The organism is Rathayibacter sp. AY1B5, from assembly GCF_002932795.1.
Taxonomy (GTDB): domain Bacteria; phylum Actinomycetota; class Actinomycetes; order Actinomycetales; family Microbacteriaceae; genus Rathayibacter.
This window is the reverse complement of the sequence record NZ_PSWM01000026.1, coordinates 1-17,715: the sequence shown is the minus strand read 5'-3', so window position 1 is coordinate 17,715 and position 17,715 is coordinate 1. Positions and strand designations below refer to the sequence as shown.

Below are 17,715 nucleotides of genomic sequence, written 5' to 3'. Positions count from 1 at the left end.
CCTTTCGAATCAGACGTGTGAAGAGGTCGAGGTGGCCGGGACCACAAGGTCCCCGGCGGCCCGGGCGGCGCCCGGGAAGAGGAACACGGCGATGCCGACGCCGATCGCGGCGCCGACGAGCTGCGCAGCGACGAACGGCAGGACGGAGGCGGGGGCGATGCCGGCGAAGGTGTCGGTGAAGACGCGGCCGAGAGTCACGGCGGGATTCGCGAACGAGGTCGAGGACGTGAACCAGTACGCGGCACCGATGTACGCGCCGACCGCGGCCGCCGCGAGCGGGCCTCGGTGCGTACGGGCGAGGGAGAGGATCACGAGGACCAGGCCCGCGGTGGCGACGACCTCCCCGAGCAGGTGCCCGGCAGTGACCCGCTCCGTCGTCGCGATCGAGGACGGGATTTCGAACATCGCATTCGCGAGGACCGCGCCGCCGATGCCTCCGAGCAGCTGCGCGCCCACGAACACCGCCAGCTCCCGCCCCAGCAGGCCGGTGCGGTCGCGACGACCGAGGACCGCGTCCACGGCGGAGACGAGCGGATTGAAGTGCGCCCCCGACACCGGGCCGAGAGTGAGGATCAGCACCGCCAGCCCCAGCGCGGTCGCGAGGGAGTTCTCCAGCAGTTGCAGACCGACGTCGTCCGGGGAGAGCGTCTGAGCGGCGATGCCGGAGCCGACGACGATCGCCACGAGCAGACCGGTGCCGAGGAACTCGGCCACGGCCCGACGAGCGAGCGGAGGAGGGGAAGTGGTGTCCATGTCGTCGGCCATCTTGACCGCTCACGATCACTCAGTCAAGATTGAGTCAATGAACACCGAGCGAACCGAACTCGAAGCGCGCGCCGCCCGGCACGCCGCCCTCAGCGACCCCGCGCGCCTGCGGATCACCGACCTGCTCACCCTCGGAGACCTCGCGCCGCGGGAGCTGCAGGACCGTCTTGGGATGCCCTCGAACCTCGTCGCGCACCACCTCGCCGTCCTCGAGCGCGAAGGCATGATCCTCCGTCGCCGCTCGGAGGCGGACCGGCGCCGCAGCTACGTCCATCTGATCCCCGGGGCGTTCGACCAGCTCGGGCCCTCGACCACCGCCGCAGCGCGGCGAGTGCTGTTCGTGTGCACCGCGAACTCCGCCCGCTCCAAGCTCGCCGCGCAGCTCTGGGCGCAGCGCAGCCCCATCCCCGTCGCCTCCGCCGGCACCCACCCGGCCGCCGCGGTGGCCGCCGGAGCGATTGCGACCGCCGAACGCCACGGCCTCCCGCTACCCGAAGGAGCCCCGCAGCAGCTCGCGGACGTCGTCGCCGACACAGACCTCGTGATCACCGTCTGCGACGCCGCGCACGAGGAACTCGGCTCGGACGCGCTGCACTGGTCGATCCCCGACCCGGTACCTGCCGGCACGGATGCCGCGTTCGATGCGGCCTACGACGAGCTCGCCGCGCGCGTCGACGCTCTCGCGGCGAGGGTCACGGCCGCCTGATCAGACGCGGGTGAGCATCCCGGCGAGGGAGTCGAGCGCGCCGGGGACGAGGGAGAAGTACGCCCACGTGCCGCGCTTCTCGCGGGCCAGGATCCCGGCGTCCACGAGGATCTTCAAGTGGTGCGACACGGTCGGCTGACTCAGCCCGACCGGCTCCGTGAAGTCGCACACGCACACCTCGCCCGAGCTGCTCGACGCCACGATCGACACCAGGCGGAGCCTCGCCGGATCCGCCATCGCCTTCAACGCTCGCGCCAGCAGCTCCGCGCCCTCGGCGCTCAGCGGCTCGCGCGCGAGCGGCGCGCAGCACGCGGCCGCCGCCGCGGTGAGAGTCAGCTCGGTCGTCGCCATGCCTCCACCCTCCCACACATTGACAGCCATCGATATGCCGGGGCAGACTCGATCCATCGATGACCGTCGATGTTGAGGAGTGCACCTGATGACCCTGCTGCTGACCGTCCCGCCCCGCACCGACGAGCGCCGCCTCACCGGCCTGCCCGTCGCCGTCATCGGCGCCGGCCCCGTGGGTCTCGCCGCCGCCGCGCAGCTGCTCGAGCGCGGCCTCGACGTCATCGTCTACGAGGCGGGTGAGAGCGCAGGTGCCGCTGTGCAGCAGTGGGGTCACACTCGCTTGTTCTCCCCGTGGGAGTTCCTGGTCGACGCGGCCGCCGGGCGCCTGCTCGACGCCGCCGGCTGGGAGGCCCCCGCAGCGAAGAAGCTGCCCACCGGGCACGAGTTCGTCCGCGACTACCTCGCTCCTCTCGCCGCGACCCCGGAGCTCGCCCCGGTCATCCGCTACCGCTCCCGTGTCACCGCCGTCTCTCGTGAGGGCATGGATCGCACCCGCTCCACCGGCCGCGCTGCGACCCCGTTCCTGCTGCGCCTGGACACTCCGGAGGGCGCCGTCGACGTCACCGCGCGCGCGGTCATCGACACCTCCGGCACCTACTCCACGCCCAACGCGCTCGCCTCCGCGGGCCTTGACCCAATCGGTGTCCTTGATGTCGCGGAGCACCTCAGCCACGCACTGCCGGACGTGCTCGGTGCGGACCGTGCCCGGTTCGCCGGGAAAAGCGTCCTCGTCGTCGGCGCCGGCCACTCCGCCGCGAACACCCTGATCAAGCTCGCTCGACTCGCCCGCGAGGAACCGGAGACGAGGATCACGTGGGCGATCCGCGGCACGAGCCCGGTGCGCGTCTTCGGCTCCGGCGACGACGAGCTCGAGGAGCGCGGCAAGCTCGGCGGCACCGTCCACCAGCTCGTCCGCGACGGCGCGATCACCCTCCTGGACCGCTTCGAAATCGACCGCCTCGAGAAGACCCCCTCCGGCGGCGTCACGGTGATGGGGCGCCGCCGGAAGGAGCGCGAGAGCGTGGAAGTCGATGTCGTGGTGCAGGCCACCGGGTTCCGGCCCGACCTCGACATGCTGCGCGAGATCCGCGTCTCCCTGGACGAGATCGTGGAAGCACCCCGCGCCCTCGCCTCGCTCATCGACCCGAACCTGCACTCCTGCGGCACCGTCGACCCCCACGGCGTCGCGGAACTCGCCCACCCCGAGCCGAACTTCTTCATCGCCGGGATGAAGTCGTACGGCCGTGCGCCGACCTTCCTGCTCGCCACCGGCTACGAGCAGGTCCGCTCCATCGCGGACGAACTCGCCGGCGATCACGCCGCCGCCCGGCGCGTCCAGCTCGTGCTCCCCGAAACCGGCGTCTGCTCCACCGACATCGGATCCGCCGGAGGGAGCTGCTGCTCATGACCGCGATCCGGCCGATGACCCCCGGAGACTGGGCGGCGGTCGAGACGATCTACCGCGAGGGGATCGCGACCGGGCACGCCACCTTCGAGGCCGAACCGCCCACGCGGGAGGCGTTCGACGCGGGGAAGCTCGACGTCGGGCGCCTGGTCGCCGTCGACGGAGAACAGATCCTCGGCTGGGCCGCGTTGTCGAAGGTCTCGGCCCGCCCCGTCTACCGGGGCGTGGTCGAGCACTCCGTCTACATCGCCGCCGCTGCACGTGGCCGCGGCGTCGGATCGAGGCTGCTGGCCGCGCTCATCGCCGCGGCGGACGACGCGGACCTGTGGACGATCCAGTCGAGCATCTTCCCCGAGAACACCGCCAGTCTCGCCCTCCACGACCGCGCTGGATTCCGGCGTGTGGGCATCCGGGAGCGCATCGCGCAGATGACGTACGGGCCGGAGGCTGGCCGCTGGCGCGACACGATCCTCATCGAGCGGCGGCGCCCGTGACGCCGTGACTCGTCCAGGATCCGCGTGTATCGTGATCGTCACAACGGGCCGGTTCCCGGAACGTTGCCAGCCGAAGACCCCGCCTAGCGGGGTCTTCGTTTTTAAGGCGTCCAGATCCGGTCGTGCGACGTCGACGCGTCGATCAGAGCGCCCAGGCGCGTCATCGTCGCCGCGGACTTCGGGTGCGTCTCCGTCACCGTCTGCCGACGCCGGTGCAGGTAGATCGCGAGGTCGGCCGCCTGCACCCCGGCGGCGTTCCTCGAGGACGCGAACTGGATCGGGGAGGAAATCAGGTTAAGGCGGCTCGTCAGGTAGCCCGGCGTGCCCAGTGACCGGTAGCTCTCGAACTGCCGCCGGTGCTCCTCCTGCGTCGCGATCTCGTCGGCGACGACGATCACCTCCTCGGTATCGAAGGAGAAGACGTCACGGCGGTACTCGTTCACCCGCTCGAGCAGGTGCTGCAGCACGATCTTGTGCGGCTGCTCCGGGTACCGGTACCGGGCGTTCAGGCGCTTCACGTCCACGCCCCGGAACAGGTAGCGGACTTCTGCCTCCTGCGCGATGCGCAGCGCGGCCGCGTAGATGCCCGCCGCCTCACGATGCTTCCCGCGCAGAGGAGCCCACTCGCCGGCGCCGCCCATCAGCTCGTGCCCGTGAAACTCGACATCCGCCGGCACCCCGTGATCCGCGGCGATCTGCTCCCGGAGAGCGGCGTAGCCGTGCTCGAGCTGCTCCCACTTCTCCTGTGTCGTCACGGCAGCGCCGATGAAGTAGAAGTCCTGTGTGTAGGACTCGTCCAGGTACGCGATCAGCACTCCGTCATCATGTCAGCGACCCCCGCCACCACTGGCGGCAGAACAGCCCGGACGGGCCGCTCCGGACAGCTCAAAGGCGCGAGCATGTCGCAGGAACACACATGCTCGGGGTGCATGGAGAGCACCCGATCGATCGGCTGTCACCGCTTGCGCGCGTCGGCGTCGAGGGTCTGCTGGAGAAGTCGGAGAGCCTTAGGTCCTACCCCATGGAGGGTCGCGAGGTGGTCCAGGCCCACCCGCCGCAGGTCGTCCGCATCGTGCACGCCCGCTTCCTCGAGCGCGCGGGAGGCCGGGGCGCCGATGGCGGGTAGCTGTCGAGACGGTTCCATAAGTCCGACCCTACGAACCGAACTGCTGCCCCGATAGCCGATGTCATCGCTCACCTCGGCACGCCTGCGCCAGGCTGCGGCGCTACTGCGGTCGTGTTCGTTCGCCTCATCCCACGGATCGCAGCGGATCGAACTGCCGTGAAGCCGTCGAAGGACAAGCGGGAACGCTTAGCCAGGGCGCCGGTATCCCGCTGCGTCGAGGACCGCCGGCGTCATTCAGGGCGGGTTGCGCACTTGAACGTCAGGAGCGGACGAGCCGCGCGATGGCGTCGGAGGCTTCTTGCAGCTTGATCTTCGCTTCGTCGCCGCCGGCTGCGGCGGCCTCGAGGACGCAGTGGTTCAGGTGGTCGTTCAGGAGACCGAGCGCGACGGACTCGAGGGCGCTGGTCATCGCGGAGATCTGGGTGAGGATCTTGATGCAGTACTGCTCGTCTTCAACCATGTTCTGCAGGCCGCGAGCCTGCCCCTCGATGCGGCGAAGGCGGCGGAGGTACTGGTCCTTGTCGGAGATGTAGCCGTGGGCGCCGGTGATGTCGGTCTGCTCGCTCGTCTGCTCGGTCACGGTGTCCTCATCCCCCGGGTGCTGGTGCAGCTCGTCCGCTGCTGCGCGGGGCGGACGGGTACGGAGGGGGTTTTCAGCCGCTCCGGCTGCTTTCTGCATACTCTAGGGGGGTATGCATGGGCGTCCCTTCTGATGCCCTCGGACGAGTGACGAGCAGTGTCGGAGGTGTGGATCATGAGCGACAGCGTCGTTTCTAAGCTGTCCGCGCCGCTGATGCGCGCGGTGGTCGTGGTGCTGACGTTGGCGGCTCTGCTGCTGGGCGTGTTCGCGATGCACTCGATGATGGGCAGCCATTCCGACGCGTCTGTGTCCGCAGGACACACGCATGCGCAGACCGATGCTCACGCCGACCCGGTAGCTGCGTCGACAGGCGGGATGGCTCTCGTGGCTGGCGCCGATCAGGGCGCGGTCGTGCCGATGGTGCCGTGTGATGACAGTTGCGCGATGGGGTGCGCTCTGATGGCGGCGACGTGCGTCATCGTCTTCTTCCTCGCGTCCCTGATCCTCCTGGCCCGGGTGCCGGCGCTGTTCGCGCGCGTGCTCGACGCGGGTCCGCGTCTTCTGCTGCTCGTTCCGCGCGCGAAGTTCCATGTGTATCTGCCGTCGTTGACGGTGTTGTCGATCAGTCGCACCTGATTCGCCTGTCGTCGCAGCGTCCGCTGCGACCTCATCACCCCGCCCGCAGGGCGCGGTTCCGGCGATTCCTGCTACCGACTGAACGGATACGACACTCATGAACACCAAGCGCACTCTTCTCGCCTCGACTCTCGCTCTGGCGACCGCAATTACTCTGGCCGCCTGCTCGGACAGCTCCGGCACGGGCGGCATGGAGGGGATGGACCACAGCAGCTCCTCCTCGTCCGCGTCCGCGTCGCCGTCTTCGACTGCTGCGGCGGAGGCGGACTTCAACGATCAGGACGTGATGTTCGCGCAGATGATGAAGCCCCACCACGAGCAGGCGGTGGAGATGGCCGACATGATCCTCGCGAAGGACGGCATCAGCACCGACGTCACCGACCTCGCGACCCAGATCAAGGAAGCGCAGGGTCCGGAGATCGCGCAGCTCGAGGAGTGGATCAGCGCGTGGGGCGCTGAGGACTCGATGTCGGGCATGGATCACAGCATGGACGGGATGATGTCCGACGAGGACATGTCCTCGCTGGAGAGCGCGACCGGCGCCGAGGCGGAGACGCTGTTCCTCGAGCAGATGATGATGCACCACGAGGGCGCCGTGGAGATGGCGCAGACCGAGGTCGACGAGGGCCAGAACGCGGACGCCATCGACATGGCGAACACGATCGTGCAGACCCAGACCGAGGAGATCGCAACCATGCAGGATCTCCTCGCGTCCCGCTGACCCGTCTTTCTGACGCCCCTTCCCCCTCCTGGGCAGGCGGAGCGCTGCTGCGTCGCGCCCGTGCGCGCTACCGCCGCGCCCCGGTGGGGGTCGCCGTACCTGGCGATCCCCACCCTCTACTTCTTCGCGCCCTCTGAGGGCGCTCGAACCAGAAACGTCCCCCTATGCACCGCCTTCCTCTTCACCCCCGTCCGCTTCGCTCGGGAGTCGCCCGGTGAGCGCCGCGTCGACGCCGACGAGCGACCCGCGCCGCCGCGACGTGCACCGCACCCGAACCCGCACCCGCGATGCCTCCCCGCGGCAGGCTGCGCTCACGCTCGGACGCCGGGTGACGTACACGGCGCCCTCGCGCGCAGACGCTCACGCGTTGCAGCAGGCCGCCCGCGCCGCGGCCCGCCCGCGACCGACCCCGCCGGGCACGGCCACGATGCGGCCGCGCCTGGCCGGGATGTCCGCGATGACTCTCGTCACGATGATCGCGGTGACCTCCTCCATGCCCGCGTTCGCCGTGGAAGGCACCCCGACCACGACCGCGACCCTGGCCGTCAGCGAGGTGCAGCCGCAGACGTTCGTCGCCGCCGGCGCCGTGCAGCTCACCGTCACCCGTGACGCGTTCGGCGCGGAAGCCAAACCCGAGGTGCTGGTGACCGCCGCCGTCGCCACGGCCCTCGTGGACGACGCATCAGAAGACTCCGCCGCGTCCCTCGAGGACAGCGGCATCGCGGGTGCCGCCTGGCGGGTGCCGGTCGCGGGCCGCATCTCGAGCACCTTCGGTCCGCGCCCGAATGCTCCGGTCTCGGGAGTGAGCCCGTTCCACAAGGGCACCGACCTCGCCGCCCCCTGCGGAACACCCGTGGTCGCCGCAACCGGTGGGACCGTCGAGGAAGCCGACTACGCCGGCAGCTACGGCAACTGGATCCTGCTGGCGAGCAGCGACGGCATCGAGACGGGCTACGCGCACAACAGCGACCTGCTCGTGGACGTGGGTGACACGGTCGCCGCCGGCGACCTGATCGCTCTCGTGGGCTCCACCGGCGCCTCCTCCGGCTGTCACCTGCACTTTGAAACGCGCGTGGACGGGAGCCCCGTGGACCCGGAAGGCTTCATGAGCGATCTGGGTGTCGGCCTTGGCTGAGCATTGCGGGCACCGCTCGCGCCGCACGCGGCGTCTCGCCGTCATCGTCGGCGCCGCCGTGACGGTGGCGCTGCTCACCGGCTGCGTTTCGTCAGGCCGCGTGGAGACGGGCGCGCTCGTGGCCGCGCCGGCAGGGTTGGAGCACGTGCACGGGCTGGGCTGGGATCCGGTGACCGGGCTCACCTACGCGGCTGCGCACTCGGGAGTGTGGGTGATCCCCACCGACACCCTCCCGGACACCTACCCGGCCAGCCCCACCCCGACCGACGACGAAGCGGGCGGAGGGCCGGTCGCCGGCCGGGCGCAGGACACGATGGGGTTCACGATCACCCCGGAGGGAGTGTTCTACGCCTCCGGGCATCCCGACCCCGCCGACAGGTCCGCGCCAGGACCCAACCTGGGTCTGATCCGCAGCATCGATGCGGCCGCGACCTGGGAGCCGGTGTCCCTGAGTGGGGAGACGGATTTCCACGACCTCGCGACCGTCGCTCTCACCGATGCGGCGACCCGCGTGTACGGGTACGACGCGAGCCGCGGCGTCATCCTCCGCAGCGACGACTCCGGCGCCGCATGGACCCCGTCTGCGCAACTGCCGCTGCGCGATCTGACCGTGGACCCCGAGCGTCCCGACCGGGTGTTCGCGACGACCGAGACGGGCTTACAGGTCAGCGAGGACGCCGCGGTCACGTTCCGGCCCGTCTCCGGCGCGCCCGCCCTGTTCCTCGTGGACGGCAGTGCCGGCGGGCAGCTGGTCGGTGTCGACGTCGACGGGACGTTGTGGACGGGAACTCTCGAGGGCTCCTGGCAGAGCCACGGAACCCTCGAGGGGCAGCCGGAGGCGTTCGCGCTCGTCGACGGCGAAGAACAGTGGGTCCTTGCCGCCGACGAGCGCGGAGTGGTCGCCTCCGGCGACTACGGGCGCACCTGGACGGTACTGCGGCCCTCCTCGTGACGGACTGGGCTGGTGTCGCGTTCGCGCGCGGCGCGGGTGCTGGCCTGCGGGGACAGCTCCAGGCGGCGCAGCAGCTGCGCGTTCACGGCGACGACGACCGTGGACGCGGACATCAGCAGAGCCCCGACCGACATCGGCAGCACGAACCCGATCGGCGCGAGCACTCCCGCGGCCAGGGGGACGGAGAGGAGGTTGTAGCCGGCCGCCCACCACAGGTTCTGCTTCATCTTCCGGTAGCTGGCCCGGGACAGCTCGATCACGGACAGCACCGACCGGGGGTCATCGGAGGCCAGGATCACCCCGGCGGATGCGATCGCGACATCGGTGCCTGCGCCGATCGCGATTCCCACGTCGGCCTGCGCGAGAGCGGGAGCGTCGTTGACGCCGTCACCGACCATCGCGACCCGTCGGCCCTCGCGCTGCAACTCGATGACCTTCGCGGCCTTGTCCTCCGGCTTCACGCCGGCGAACACCCGGTCGATGCCGAGCTCCTCGCCCACGGTGCGGGCGACCGCTTCCGCGTCGCCGGTGATCATGACCACCTGCACGCCGATCGCGTGCAGCGCGTCGACAGCCTGCCGGGACTCCTCCCGCACCTCATCCGCGAGCCCGAGAGCCCCGATGACCCGACCGCCGGCGAGGACGTGGAGGATGATCATCCCCTCCGCCTCCCACGCGCGCGTCTGCTCGAGCGCGGCAGCGTCGTGCGCGCGCAGCATCGACGGACCGCCCACGCTCACCGCACGCCCCTCGACCTGCGCCGTGACGCCGACAGCGGTCGACGCCTGGAAACCGGTCGCTGCCGGCACCCGCACGCCGCGGCTGTTCGCGGCTGCCACGATCGCCCGAGCGAGAGGGTGCTCACTGTCCGCCTCGACCGCCGCAGCGACCGCGAGCAGCTGCTCCTCGTTCACCCCGTCGACAGTGTGCACGGCGGCGAGCGTCGGCTCGCCCTTGGTCAGGGTGCCCGTCTTGTCGAACAGGACCGTGGTCACCGTGCGCATGCTCTCCAACGCGAGACGGTCCTTGACGAGGACGCCGCCCTTCGCGGCCCGCTCGGTCGCGATGGACACCACCAGCGGGATCGCGAGTCCCAGCGCGTGCGGGCACGCGATGACCAGAACCGTGATGGTGCGGATCACCGCCTCGTCGGGACTGCCCAGCAGCGACCACACGATCGCGGTGATCACTCCCGCGCCCAACGCGAACCAGAACAACCACCCGGCGGCAACATCAGCGATGCGCTGCGCCCGGGAGGACGAGTTCTGCGCCTCCGTGACCAGGCGCTGGATGCCGGCGAGAGCGGTGTCGTCGCCGACGGCCGTCACCTCCACCCGCAACGCCGTGTCCGTGGCGACCGTGCCGGCCACGACCATCGATCCCGGGCCGCGACTGACCGGGCGGGACTCCCCGGTGATCATCGACTCATCCACGTCCGCGGTGCCCTCCAGCACCCGGCCGTCCGCCGGCACCCGGCCGCCGGGACGCACGACCACGACATCCCCCTGCACCAGGTCCGCGGGAGACACCTTCTCCACCTCACCCTCGCGCACCCGCTCCGCCTCATCCGGCAGCAGCGCCGCGAGAGAGTCCAGCGCCGAGGACGTCTGCGCGAGAGAGCGCATCTCGATCCAGTGCCCGAGCAGCATGATCACGATCAGCAGCGCCAGCTCCCACCAGAAGTCCAGCTCGTGATCCAGCAGCCCCGCGCTCGCACCCCACGACGCGAGGAACGCGACCGTGATCGCCAGAGCGATCAGCAGCATCATCCCCGGCGTCCTCGAGCGCAGCTCCGACACCGCCCCCTGCAGGAAGGGCCGGCCGCCCCAGACGTACATCACCGTCCCGAGCACCGGCGAGATCCAGCCGACCCCCGCAACGTCGGGGAGGGAGTAGCCCAGGATCATCGAGAACATGCCGCTGAACACGACCACCGGCACCGCGAACACCAGCATGATCCAGAACAACCGCCGGAACTGGCCGACATGATCGCCGTGGCCGCCGTGGCCGCCGTGGCCGCCGTGGCCGCCGTGGCCGGCAGCGCCCGCCGTCATGTTGTGGCCTGCGTGAGGATCAGGCGCTCCGCGCATCTGGTGCCCGGCGTGCCCGTCAGGGGCCGTACTCACGTGATGACCTGTCCTTCCCGCGTCGACGTCGCGTGCTTCGACGGTGCGGTGAGCACTCTCGTGCTCGTCATCGTGCAGGTGGTGCTGCGCCATCATGACTCCTTCCGGCCGCTTCCGGCCTGATCCGATGGTATACCCCCCGGGGGTATCAGACAACGGGGTGATCGGGCGGAAGATTCCCGACTTGACCGAAGATGTCGGGGCAGGGGCAACGCACCACATCGATACGGGATGGGTTGGGCGGGTGCCTAGGCTGAGCGCATGAGTGACTCCAACCCGTCTGGCACGCCGTCGCCCGTCCCGGAGCGCCCCCGCTGGGTGAAGGTGTTCATGGTCGTCGTCGTCGTCCTCGCGATCGGCTTCATCGTCGTGCACCTGCTCACCGGCGGCGGGGCGCAGATGATGAATCACTGATGATGCTCGGCCCGCGAGCTCGCCGAGTCGCCCTCACCGTCCACGTCCTGGTGTCCGTGGGCTGGTTCGGCGCGGTGGGCGCGTTCCTCGCGATCGCGCTCGTCGGAGCGACCAGCAGCGACCCCTTCACGGTCCGAAGCGCCTACTTGGCGTTGGACCCGCTGGGGACGTTCGTCATCATCCCGTTCGCCCTCGCCTCCCTCGCCACCGGAATCCTGCAAGGCCTCGGAACGCACTGGGGACTGGTGCGCCACTACTGGGTGGCGATCAAGCTGTGGCTGAGTGTCTTCGCAACCGCAGTCCTCCTGCTGCACACGCGCCTCATCGAGACGATGTCCCTCGCCGCCCGCCACGGGCTCATCCCCTCCACGCTCGAGGGAACCCGCACGCAACTGGTCGTCGCGACCGCCGGCGGCGCCGTCGTTCTCGTGGTTATCACCGCCCTGTCCGTCCTCAAGCCTCGCGGCCGCACCCGGCTCGGGCTGAGAGCAACCCGAACGACCTGACCGGCGTTGAGTTCCGGCGTGTCAGCGCCGAGACAATGAGGAGGCGCGGGGGTGATCGCTGCCCGGGCGCAGCGCTATCCAGAGCCCGCACCGCCGGCACACGTACGCGGCGCCATCGTTGAGTGCGTGAACCTGACGTCGACGGCGGGCCCGTCCGCAGCAGGAACAGGTGACGGAGGAATCAGGGTTCACGGGCAGCGATCGCTTCCACGAGCTGCTCCGTCGTCGGAAGACCCGCCAGCCCGCTCGGCGTGAAGTAGATCCGACAGGCAAGATCCGTGGTCCGCCCGCCCGACGGGAACAGGTCTTCCCCGTCGAGGGTGATCGTCGGGGAACCCGCGAAAGCGACGCCGGCGGCGTCCTCCGGTGTCGCCAGAAGCCGGTAGGTGACGGGGATGTCGGAGTGGCCGGTGGACTTCAGCGCCTGGTCCAGGCGAGGGCCGACGTCCTTCCAGTTCGGGCAGTCGTCGATGTGAAGAACCTCGATCATCATTCTCCGATCATCCTCCCGCCGTGCGCGTCGCACCCGAGGAGAGCACTTCTGAGGTTGAGGGTGTCTGCCCCGGAACATCGATCGTCAGCCCGCTCGTGGCTCGCCTGTCGGCGCCCGCTCTAGTCATCGTCATCGTCGTCTTCTACGAGCTCGCCTTCCCAGGCCTCGCGTCCCTCGTGAATGGCGAAGAGAGCGATGACGAACCCTGCAACCGGGTCAAGCCACGCGGCTCCAGTGAGGGCGTAGAGGACGAGCCCGACGAGGGTGGAGACGCTCAACAGCACGCAGATCCGAGTCTCCGCTGCGTCCGCGAGGATCAGGGGGTCTCCGAGCCTCTTCCCGACACGCGTTTTCACCGCCGCAAGGACCGGCATGACGATGATCGAGAGGATCAGGAGCACGATGCTGACCGGGGAGGACTCGGGAGCGTCACCCGCGATCAGGCTGCGGATGCCCTCGATGCTCACGTAGGCGGCGAGGAGGAAGAACGTCACGGCGACGAACTTCAACGTGCGCCGCTCCTTCGCTTCGTCCGCCTCACCATGCCGCAGCCGCGCCGCCAGGCGCAGCCCTACCAGCACGGCGGCGATCGACTCGATGCCGGAGTCGATGCCGAACCCGATCACGGACACGAGTCCCGCGGCGATACCGGCCGCGATCGCGACGATGCCCTCGATGACGTTGTAGGCGACGGTGAACTGCGCCAGGCGCAGCCCGCGTCGGGTCAGCTGTTCGGTCTCGGCGGGGGTGAGTGCGCTCATTCGGTGGTCCTCTCGGGGCGGGGGTGACGGGTCAGATGGGGAGGACGAATCCGTTGATCAGGTTCTGGAGGCGGTAGATCAACTGGGTCCACAGGCCGCTGACCATGGCGGTGCCGATGAGGATGAGTAGCCCTCCGCCGAGGAGGTTGATGGTGCGGATGTGGCGTTTGAGGAAGCTGGTCGCGGTGGCGGCCCAGGAGAATCCGAGGGCGATCAGCAGGAACGGCAGTCCCAGGCCCAGGCAGTACAGCAGGCCGAGGAACGCGCCGCGGCCGGCGGAGGCGCCGTCCAGGCTCAGCGCGGAGATCGCGGCGAGGGTGGGCCCGAAGCAGGGTGTCCAGCCGAGCCCGAACACCACACCGAGCAGGGGTGCTCCGGCGAGTCCGGTCGCGGGTTTCCAGCGGGGGCGGATGGTGCGTTGCAGGAACCGGACCTGCCCGATGAACACGACGCCCATGAGGATCACGAGCACTCCGAGGATGCGGGTGACGGTGTCCTGCCATTCGAGCAGCCATGTCCCGAGGGCGCCGAACGCGGCGCCGTAGGCGATGAAGACGACGGCGAAACCGGCGATGAACAGGCCCACTCCGGCGACGAGGCGGCGCCGGCTGCCTGTGGCGAGGTCGGGGTTTCCGCCGATGTAGGCGAGGTAGCCGGGGACGAGGGGGAGCACGCACGGGGACGCGAACGAGACGAGGCCGGCGAGGACCGCGATGGGCGCGGCGAGCAGGAGTTGGCCGCTGAACACAGCCTCTCCCCAGTTCACGAGGCCGCCTCCGCGATGGTGTCCGCGATGAGGGTGTCGAGGATGGAGCGGGCGGTGACCCGGCCGAGGATCCGCGCGGCGGGTCGGCCGTCGACGTCGAGCACGAGGGTGGTAGGGACGGCGTTCGCGGCGAACTTCCCAGAGAACGCGAGGGCCACGGCGGCGTCGGTATCGATGATCGAGGGGTAGGTGATGCCGTAGGTGTTCGCGAACGAGGTGGCGGTGTCGGCTTGGTCGCGAACGTTGACACCGAGAAACGCCGCTCCGTTCCCGTCGTACTGCTCGTGCAGCGCTTGCAGGTCGGGTGCTTCGGCGCGGCAGGGGGCGCAGGCGGCGTACCAGAAGTTCACGACGAGCACCTGCCCGCGGTAATCCTCGGAGCTGATCGCGTCGCCCGTTTCGCTCGTTCCGGCGAAGTCGACCGGCTCGCCGCGACTGCCGACAGGCCATTCGATGACGGTGCCGTCACCGGCGACGTAGTTCTTGTTCGACCCGCCGCGGTACTGCTCCGCGAGGTCGTCCCGCGCGCATCCGCTGGTCCCGATGCCGATCATCGCGAGCGGGGGAAGGGCCAGCAGGGCGCGGCGGCTGAGGGCGCTCACGAGGCGAGAGCGGCGTCGAGAGCGGCCTGGATGTCTTCGAGGCGTTCGAGCTGGATCGCCTCGTCGTTGACGAAGATCGTCGGCGTGCCCTGCACCCCCAGGTCCTTGCCCGCCTCGAAATCAAAGCGCACCCGCTCGAGCGTCGACGGGTCGGCCACATCCGCGTCGTACTGCTCCAGGTCGAGGCCGATCTCCTCCGCGAAGCCGCGGAACACGTCGGCCTTGGAGTCTTGGCTCTCGCCCCAGCTCGCCTGCGTCTGGAACATCCGGTCGTACATCTCCTCGAACCGGTCCTGCCGCGCTGCTGCCTCGACGGCGAGAGCGGCATTCTCGGAGTTGCGATGCGAGGGAATCGGGAAGTAGCGGGTCGCGAAGGTGACCCGGCCTGCGTACTCCTCACGCAGCTGCTCGATGGTCGGGTAGACGGCCGCGCAGACCTCGCACTCGAAGTCGAGGAACTCGACCAGCGTCACCTTCCCGTCCTCCGCCTGATCGAGCATGTGGGTGTTCTGCTCGAGGACGGGCGTCGCGGCGGCGACCTCTTCGCGGGAGGCGGAGAAGGGCCGGAAGATCGCGATCGCGGCGATGACCGCGACGACGAAGACAGCCGCGGCGATGGCGATCAGGTTGACCTTGGTGCTGGTTTTCACGGGTGGTGCTTTCTGTCAGGCCGGTGGTCGGCAGAAACAAGGGGACGGCGCCGTGATCCGGCGAACGGTGAGGCTCAGGGCTGCGCCTCGATCAGGTTTCGCTCGTCTGTGGTTGGGGCGCGTCCGCTCTGCCGAAGACCTGCAGGAGGGCCCAGCCGGCGATGCCGCAGGTGGTGAAGATGTCGGCGACGTTGAAGATCGCGAACCAGTCGACCGCGATGAAGTCGACGACCTCTCCGCCCAGCGGCGTGTCCGCGGCTCGGCTGATGCGGTCCCAGATGTTCCCTGCGCCACCGCCGGCGGCGAGAGCGAGAAGTGCCGGTCCACCCAGCGGAGCCCCGCGGATGGTCCGCACGAACACCCACACCGTGAGGGTCACAAGAATGACGATCAGTCCGACCGCCAGTGCAGGTCCCAGCTCGGAGCCCATCCCGAAGGCGACGCCGGGGTTGAAGATCAACTCGAACCGCGCTCCGAGAGCGAGCTCGATCGTGCGTCCGTCTTCCAGCGCTGTCAGGGCCCAGCTCTTCGTGAGCTGATCAAGACCGAACGCGGCCGCAATCAGCGCAGCGATGAAAGCCACTCGGAGGACGAGCCTGCGCGTGGCGGGCATCAGAACAGCTCGAGGAGTCGAGGCAGAACACCCGACTCGATCAGGATGAACAGACCCAGGCCGATGAATACGGCAGGCACGAGCCAGTGCTCGACCCTCTCCAACAGCTCGGTCACCGTCTTGTTCGTGCCGACGACGCGAGCGATCAGGCACCACACCGCGACGAGGAGGAAGAACACGATGATCGTGACCACCGTGTCCGCGATCGGGCTCGTGCGGAATACGGGCGTGTAGAGGGAGATGTTGTCCGCGCCGTTCGCGATCGTGATCCCCGCAACGCCCAGCAGCCCGACCGCACTGATCGAACTCTCGTCATCGTCGTCGTCATCATCGCCCCTGCTGCGCAGGGTGCGGATGAGCCCGTACAGACCGATCGCCAGCGGGATCAGGCCCAAAAGCCCCACCCACTCATCCGGGATGATCGTCAACCCGGCGGCGGCAACGACGCTGATCGCGACGAGAGTCGCGAAGCCGAGGTACTGCCCCGCCACAACCTTCCAGCCCGGCAGCGAGCCACGGGCGGACGCGAGGAACAGCACCGTCAGAACCACGATGTCATCGATGTTCGTCGCAGCGAACAGTCCGATTGCCGCCGCGATAGTGCCGATCACGGCGCCACTTCCACGCCCCGACGGACCTCCGATGCGGCAGCGTCCACGTCACGTGCGCTCCGTGCTTCCGCCCCGAACGTGCCGCACAGATCCGCTTGGAACCCCGTCGCCTCCAAAAGTGCCTCAGCGGACTCGAGAAGATCGATCAGCTCCGGACGGGCCAACGAGTAGAACACCTGCCGTCCCTCTGCACGCCCCACGACCAGGCCGCACTCGCGCAGGCAGCTCATGTGCTCAGAAGCCGTCGACTGCGCCACGCCCAGCTCCGCCACTAGATCACTGACCCGAGCCTCACCATGCTGAAGTCGCCGCACGATCTGGAGACGCTTCGGGTCGGCCAAAGAGTGAAAGAGGGAGACGGCGGCAGAGGAGCCCCGCACGTGATCAATCGGCATGCACCGATGTTATCGACAGAAATCGATTTGAGCGACCACTGCCGAGGTGTTCGCGAACGATCGTTCACGAGACGGTCGAGCAGCGCGGCGTCTCAATCGGCGCGCCGTGTTCTACGACCCGTGTCCGAGAGCTATGACCTGTCAGGCGCGTTCCTAGTACAGTCGGGCCATGGCCTCAATCGGATACGCGCGCGTCTCGACCAGAGACCAGAACCCTGACGCTCAGACCGACGCGCTCACCGCCGCCGGCTGCGAGAAGGTGTTCGTGGAGCACGCCTCCGGAGTACTCGCGAAGCGTCCCGCGCTCGAGGACGCTCTCGACTACCTCCGCGAGGGCGACTCCCTCGTCGTGACCAAGCTCGACCGCCTCGGCCGGTCCGTGCGGAACCTGAAAGAGGTAGCCGACGGCCTCCAGCAGCGCGGCATCGGACTGAAGGCTCTCTCCCAGGGCATCGACACCACCACCCCGGGCGGCCGGCTGTTCTTCCACATGCTCGCCGCGATCGCCGAGTTCGAACACGACCTCATCGTGGAGCGCACCCACGACGGTCTCGCCGCCGCGCGAGCTCGCGGACGCAAGGGCGGCGGGCGCTTCAAGATGACGCCCACGAAGGCGAAGCAGGCGCGCGCGATGTACGACGAGAAGACCTACACGGTCCAGCAGATCGCCGAGACCTTCGGCGTCTCCCGCGGCACCATCTACCGCCACCTCACCGAAGACCACTGAGAGCCGCCGCGACGAGCGTCGCGGTTCACGGACTCGAGCGGACGCCGACCTCCGGCCGGCGCGGTGCTTTGCGCTGCGCGCATTTTTGCCTGGAAGCCTTCGGCAGCGTACGGGCCTCCGGCGTCCACGCAAGCCGCTGCGCGGCCGGCTCCTCCGAGGTTCTCGGCACGCGGTCGCTGC

Annotated in this window: 23 protein-coding genes; 10 read left to right on the top strand and 13 right to left on the bottom strand. The window is 69.3% G+C overall.

The features are described 5' to 3' along the window. Window positions 1–9: 9 nt before the first annotated feature. Window positions 10–753: an MIP/aquaporin family protein gene (locus C5D44_RS14475; protein ID WP_181028834.1), complete on the bottom strand. Its 744-nt coding sequence runs from the start codon at window positions 751–753 to the stop codon at window positions 10–12. Between the two features lie 49 nt (window positions 754–802). Here C5D44_RS14475 and C5D44_RS14470 point away from each other — a divergent pair, with 49 nt between their 5' ends. Then, window positions 803–1,471, top strand: a complete 669-nt coding sequence (locus C5D44_RS14470) for a helix-turn-helix domain-containing protein (protein WP_104282065.1) — start codon at window positions 803–805, stop codon at window positions 1,469–1,471. Here C5D44_RS14470 and C5D44_RS14465 read toward each other — a convergent pair whose 3' ends face one another. Beyond that, window positions 1,472–1,822, bottom strand: a complete 351-nt coding sequence (locus tag C5D44_RS14465; protein WP_055794488.1) for a helix-turn-helix transcriptional regulator — start codon at window positions 1,820–1,822, stop codon at window positions 1,472–1,474. It abuts the gene before it with no gap. A gap of 88 nt (window positions 1,823–1,910) precedes the next feature. Between C5D44_RS14465 and C5D44_RS14460 the strand changes: the two genes are divergently transcribed. Both C5D44_RS14460 and C5D44_RS14455 read left to right on the top strand, forming a co-directional pair. Next, window positions 1,911–3,230 carry an FAD-dependent oxidoreductase gene (locus C5D44_RS14460; RefSeq protein WP_055794485.1) on the top strand — a complete coding sequence of 440 codons (1,320 nt, stop codon included), beginning with the start codon at window positions 1,911–1,913 and terminating at the stop codon, window positions 3,228–3,230. Further along, window positions 3,227–3,721, top strand: coding sequence for a GNAT family N-acetyltransferase (locus C5D44_RS14455; protein ID WP_055794483.1), 495 nt, complete (start codon window positions 3,227–3,229; stop codon window positions 3,719–3,721). Before C5D44_RS14460 ends, C5D44_RS14455 begins: the two co-directional genes overlap by 4 nt. Window positions 3,722–3,822: 101 nt before the next feature. Here the strand turns inward: C5D44_RS14455 and C5D44_RS14450 are convergent, their stop codons facing one another. Next, window positions 3,823–4,536: a DUF3800 domain-containing protein gene (locus C5D44_RS14450; RefSeq protein WP_055794482.1), complete on the bottom strand. Its 714-nt coding sequence runs from the start codon at window positions 4,534–4,536 to the stop codon at window positions 3,823–3,825. 570 nt (window positions 4,537–5,106) lie between these two features. Continuing rightward, window positions 5,107–5,427: a metal-sensitive transcriptional regulator gene (locus C5D44_RS14440; protein ID WP_055794478.1), complete on the bottom strand. Its 321-nt coding sequence runs from the start codon at window positions 5,425–5,427 to the stop codon at window positions 5,107–5,109. 174 nt (window positions 5,428–5,601) lie between these two features. On the opposite strand from C5D44_RS14440, the gene C5D44_RS14435 reads away from it, so the two are divergent. The 4 genes from C5D44_RS14435 (at window position 5,602) to C5D44_RS14420 (ending at window position 8,871) form a co-directional block, all read left to right on the top strand. Beyond that, window positions 5,602–6,063 carry a hypothetical protein gene (locus C5D44_RS14435; protein WP_146078443.1) on the top strand — a complete coding sequence of 154 codons (462 nt, stop codon included), beginning with the start codon at window positions 5,602–5,604 and terminating at the stop codon, window positions 6,061–6,063. A 97-nt stretch (window positions 6,064–6,160) separates the two neighbouring features. Then, on the top strand, window positions 6,161–6,784 hold the full coding sequence (locus C5D44_RS14430; RefSeq protein WP_055794475.1) for a DUF305 domain-containing protein: 624 nt from the start codon (window positions 6,161–6,163) through the stop codon (window positions 6,782–6,784). Window positions 6,785–7,241: 457 nt separating this feature from the next. Beyond that, window positions 7,242–7,919, top strand: coding sequence for a M23 family metallopeptidase (locus C5D44_RS14425; RefSeq protein ID WP_181118521.1), 678 nt, complete (start codon window positions 7,242–7,244; stop codon window positions 7,917–7,919). Then, window positions 7,912–8,871 (top strand): F510_1955 family glycosylhydrolase, encoded by a 960-nt coding sequence (locus C5D44_RS14420; RefSeq protein WP_146078441.1) that lies wholly within the window; start codon window positions 7,912–7,914, stop codon window positions 8,869–8,871. The genes C5D44_RS14425 and C5D44_RS14420 overlap by 8 nt, the downstream gene beginning before the upstream one ends. Here C5D44_RS14420 and C5D44_RS14415 read toward each other — a convergent pair. Continuing rightward, the gene (locus C5D44_RS14415; protein WP_374954080.1) at window positions 8,832–10,925 is read right to left on the bottom strand and encodes a heavy metal translocating P-type ATPase; all 2,094 of its coding nucleotides are present in this window, start codon (window positions 10,923–10,925) and stop codon (window positions 8,832–8,834) included. The two genes, C5D44_RS14420 and C5D44_RS14415, sit on opposite strands and share 40 nt — an antisense overlap. 333 nt (window positions 10,926–11,258) lie before the next feature. Between C5D44_RS14415 and C5D44_RS18150 the strand changes: the two genes are divergently transcribed. After that, on the top strand, window positions 11,259–11,411 hold the full coding sequence (locus C5D44_RS18150) for a hypothetical protein (protein ID WP_157603228.1): 153 nt from the start codon (window positions 11,259–11,261) through the stop codon (window positions 11,409–11,411). Next, window positions 11,411–11,917, top strand: coding sequence for a DUF2269 domain-containing protein (locus tag C5D44_RS14410; protein WP_219812359.1), 507 nt, complete (start codon window positions 11,411–11,413; stop codon window positions 11,915–11,917). The genes C5D44_RS18150 and C5D44_RS14410 overlap by 1 nt, the downstream gene beginning before the upstream one ends. A 181-nt stretch (window positions 11,918–12,098) precedes the next feature. On the opposite strand, the gene C5D44_RS14405 is transcribed toward C5D44_RS14410, so the two are convergent. The 8 genes from C5D44_RS14405 to C5D44_RS14370 all read right to left on the bottom strand — a co-directional run bounded on the left by C5D44_RS14405 (window position 12,099) and on the right by C5D44_RS14370 (window position 16,808). Then, window positions 12,099–12,410, bottom strand: a complete 312-nt coding sequence (locus tag C5D44_RS14405; protein ID WP_055794463.1) for a hypothetical protein — start codon at window positions 12,408–12,410, stop codon at window positions 12,099–12,101. Between the two features lie 119 nt (window positions 12,411–12,529). Then, complete coding sequence (locus C5D44_RS14400; RefSeq protein WP_055794460.1) at window positions 12,530–13,171, bottom strand: cation diffusion facilitator family transporter; 642 nt, start codon at window positions 13,169–13,171, stop codon at window positions 12,530–12,532. A gap of 31 nt (window positions 13,172–13,202) precedes the next feature. After that, window positions 13,203–13,919, bottom strand: a complete 717-nt coding sequence (locus tag C5D44_RS14395; RefSeq protein ID WP_374952936.1) for a cytochrome c biogenesis CcdA family protein — start codon at window positions 13,917–13,919, stop codon at window positions 13,203–13,205. Window positions 13,920–13,933: 14 nt separating this feature from the next. Further along, window positions 13,934–14,539, bottom strand: a complete 606-nt coding sequence (locus C5D44_RS14390) for a TlpA disulfide reductase family protein (RefSeq protein ID WP_104233615.1) — start codon at window positions 14,537–14,539, stop codon at window positions 13,934–13,936. After that, entirely contained in the window at window positions 14,536–15,189 is a 654-nt protein-coding gene (locus tag C5D44_RS14385; protein WP_082481720.1) for a thioredoxin domain-containing protein, read from the bottom strand. Before C5D44_RS14385 ends, C5D44_RS14390 begins: the two co-directional genes overlap by 4 nt. 91 nt (window positions 15,190–15,280) lie before the next feature. Then, window positions 15,281–15,772, bottom strand: a complete 492-nt coding sequence (locus tag C5D44_RS14380) for a signal peptidase II (protein ID WP_162238049.1) — start codon at window positions 15,770–15,772, stop codon at window positions 15,281–15,283. A gap of 29 nt (window positions 15,773–15,801) precedes the next feature. Further along, window positions 15,802–16,413, bottom strand: coding sequence for a cadmium resistance transporter (locus C5D44_RS14375; protein ID WP_055794455.1), 612 nt, complete (start codon window positions 16,411–16,413; stop codon window positions 15,802–15,804). Then, entirely contained in the window at window positions 16,410–16,808 is a 399-nt protein-coding gene (locus C5D44_RS14370; RefSeq protein WP_104282063.1) for a helix-turn-helix transcriptional regulator, read from the bottom strand. Before C5D44_RS14370 ends, C5D44_RS14375 begins: the two co-directional genes overlap by 4 nt. Before the next feature lie 169 nt (window positions 16,809–16,977). Between C5D44_RS14370 and C5D44_RS14365 the strand changes: the two genes are divergently transcribed. After that, complete coding sequence (locus C5D44_RS14365) at window positions 16,978–17,535, top strand: recombinase family protein (RefSeq protein WP_104282062.1); 558 nt, start codon at window positions 16,978–16,980, stop codon at window positions 17,533–17,535. Window positions 17,536–17,715: the final 180 nt, after the last annotated feature.

What these genes read in the sequence shown, in the direction of transcription:
- C5D44_RS14460 (WP_055794485.1), top strand. Translation starts at nt 1,911, where the DNA reads ATGACCCTGCTGCTGACCGTCCCGCCCCGCACCGACGAGCGCCGCCTC.
- C5D44_RS18150 (WP_157603228.1), top strand. Translation starts at nt 11,259, where the DNA reads ATGAGTGACTCCAACCCGTCTGGCACGCCGTCGCCCGTCCCGGAGCGC.
- C5D44_RS14425 (WP_181118521.1), top strand. Translation starts at nt 7,242, where the DNA reads ATGACTCTCGTCACGATGATCGCGGTGACCTCCTCCATGCCCGCGTTC.
- C5D44_RS14470 (WP_104282065.1), top strand. Translation starts at nt 803, where the DNA reads ATGAACACCGAGCGAACCGAACTCGAAGCGCGCGCCGCCCGGCACGCC.
- C5D44_RS14410 (WP_219812359.1), top strand. Translation starts at nt 11,411, where the DNA reads ATGATGCTCGGCCCGCGAGCTCGCCGAGTCGCCCTCACCGTCCACGTC.
- C5D44_RS14400 (WP_055794460.1), bottom strand. Translation starts at nt 13,171, where the DNA reads ATGAGCGCACTCACCCCCGCCGAGACCGAACAGCTGACCCGACGCGGG.
- C5D44_RS14430 (WP_055794475.1), top strand. Translation starts at nt 6,161, where the DNA reads ATGAACACCAAGCGCACTCTTCTCGCCTCGACTCTCGCTCTGGCGACC.
- C5D44_RS14455 (WP_055794483.1), top strand. Translation starts at nt 3,227, where the DNA reads ATGACCGCGATCCGGCCGATGACCCCCGGAGACTGGGCGGCGGTCGAG.
- C5D44_RS14465 (WP_055794488.1), bottom strand. Translation starts at nt 1,822, where the DNA reads ATGGCGACGACCGAGCTGACTCTCACCGCGGCGGCGGCCGCGTGCTGC.
- C5D44_RS14365 (WP_104282062.1), top strand. Translation starts at nt 16,978, where the DNA reads ATGGCCTCAATCGGATACGCGCGCGTCTCGACCAGAGACCAGAACCCT.
- C5D44_RS14405 (WP_055794463.1), bottom strand. Translation starts at nt 12,410, where the DNA reads ATGATGATCGAGGTTCTTCACATCGACGACTGCCCGAACTGGAAGGAC.
- C5D44_RS14475 (WP_181028834.1), bottom strand. Translation starts at nt 753, where the DNA reads ATGGACACCACTTCCCCTCCTCCGCTCGCTCGTCGGGCCGTGGCCGAG.
- C5D44_RS14435 (WP_146078443.1), top strand. Translation starts at nt 5,602, where the DNA reads ATGAGCGACAGCGTCGTTTCTAAGCTGTCCGCGCCGCTGATGCGCGCG.
- C5D44_RS14415 (WP_374954080.1), bottom strand. Translation starts at nt 10,925, where the DNA reads ATGACGGCGGGCGCTGCCGGCCACGGCGGCCACGGCGGCCACGGCGGC.
- C5D44_RS14370 (WP_104282063.1), bottom strand. Translation starts at nt 16,808, where the DNA reads ATGCCGATTGATCACGTGCGGGGCTCCTCTGCCGCCGTCTCCCTCTTT.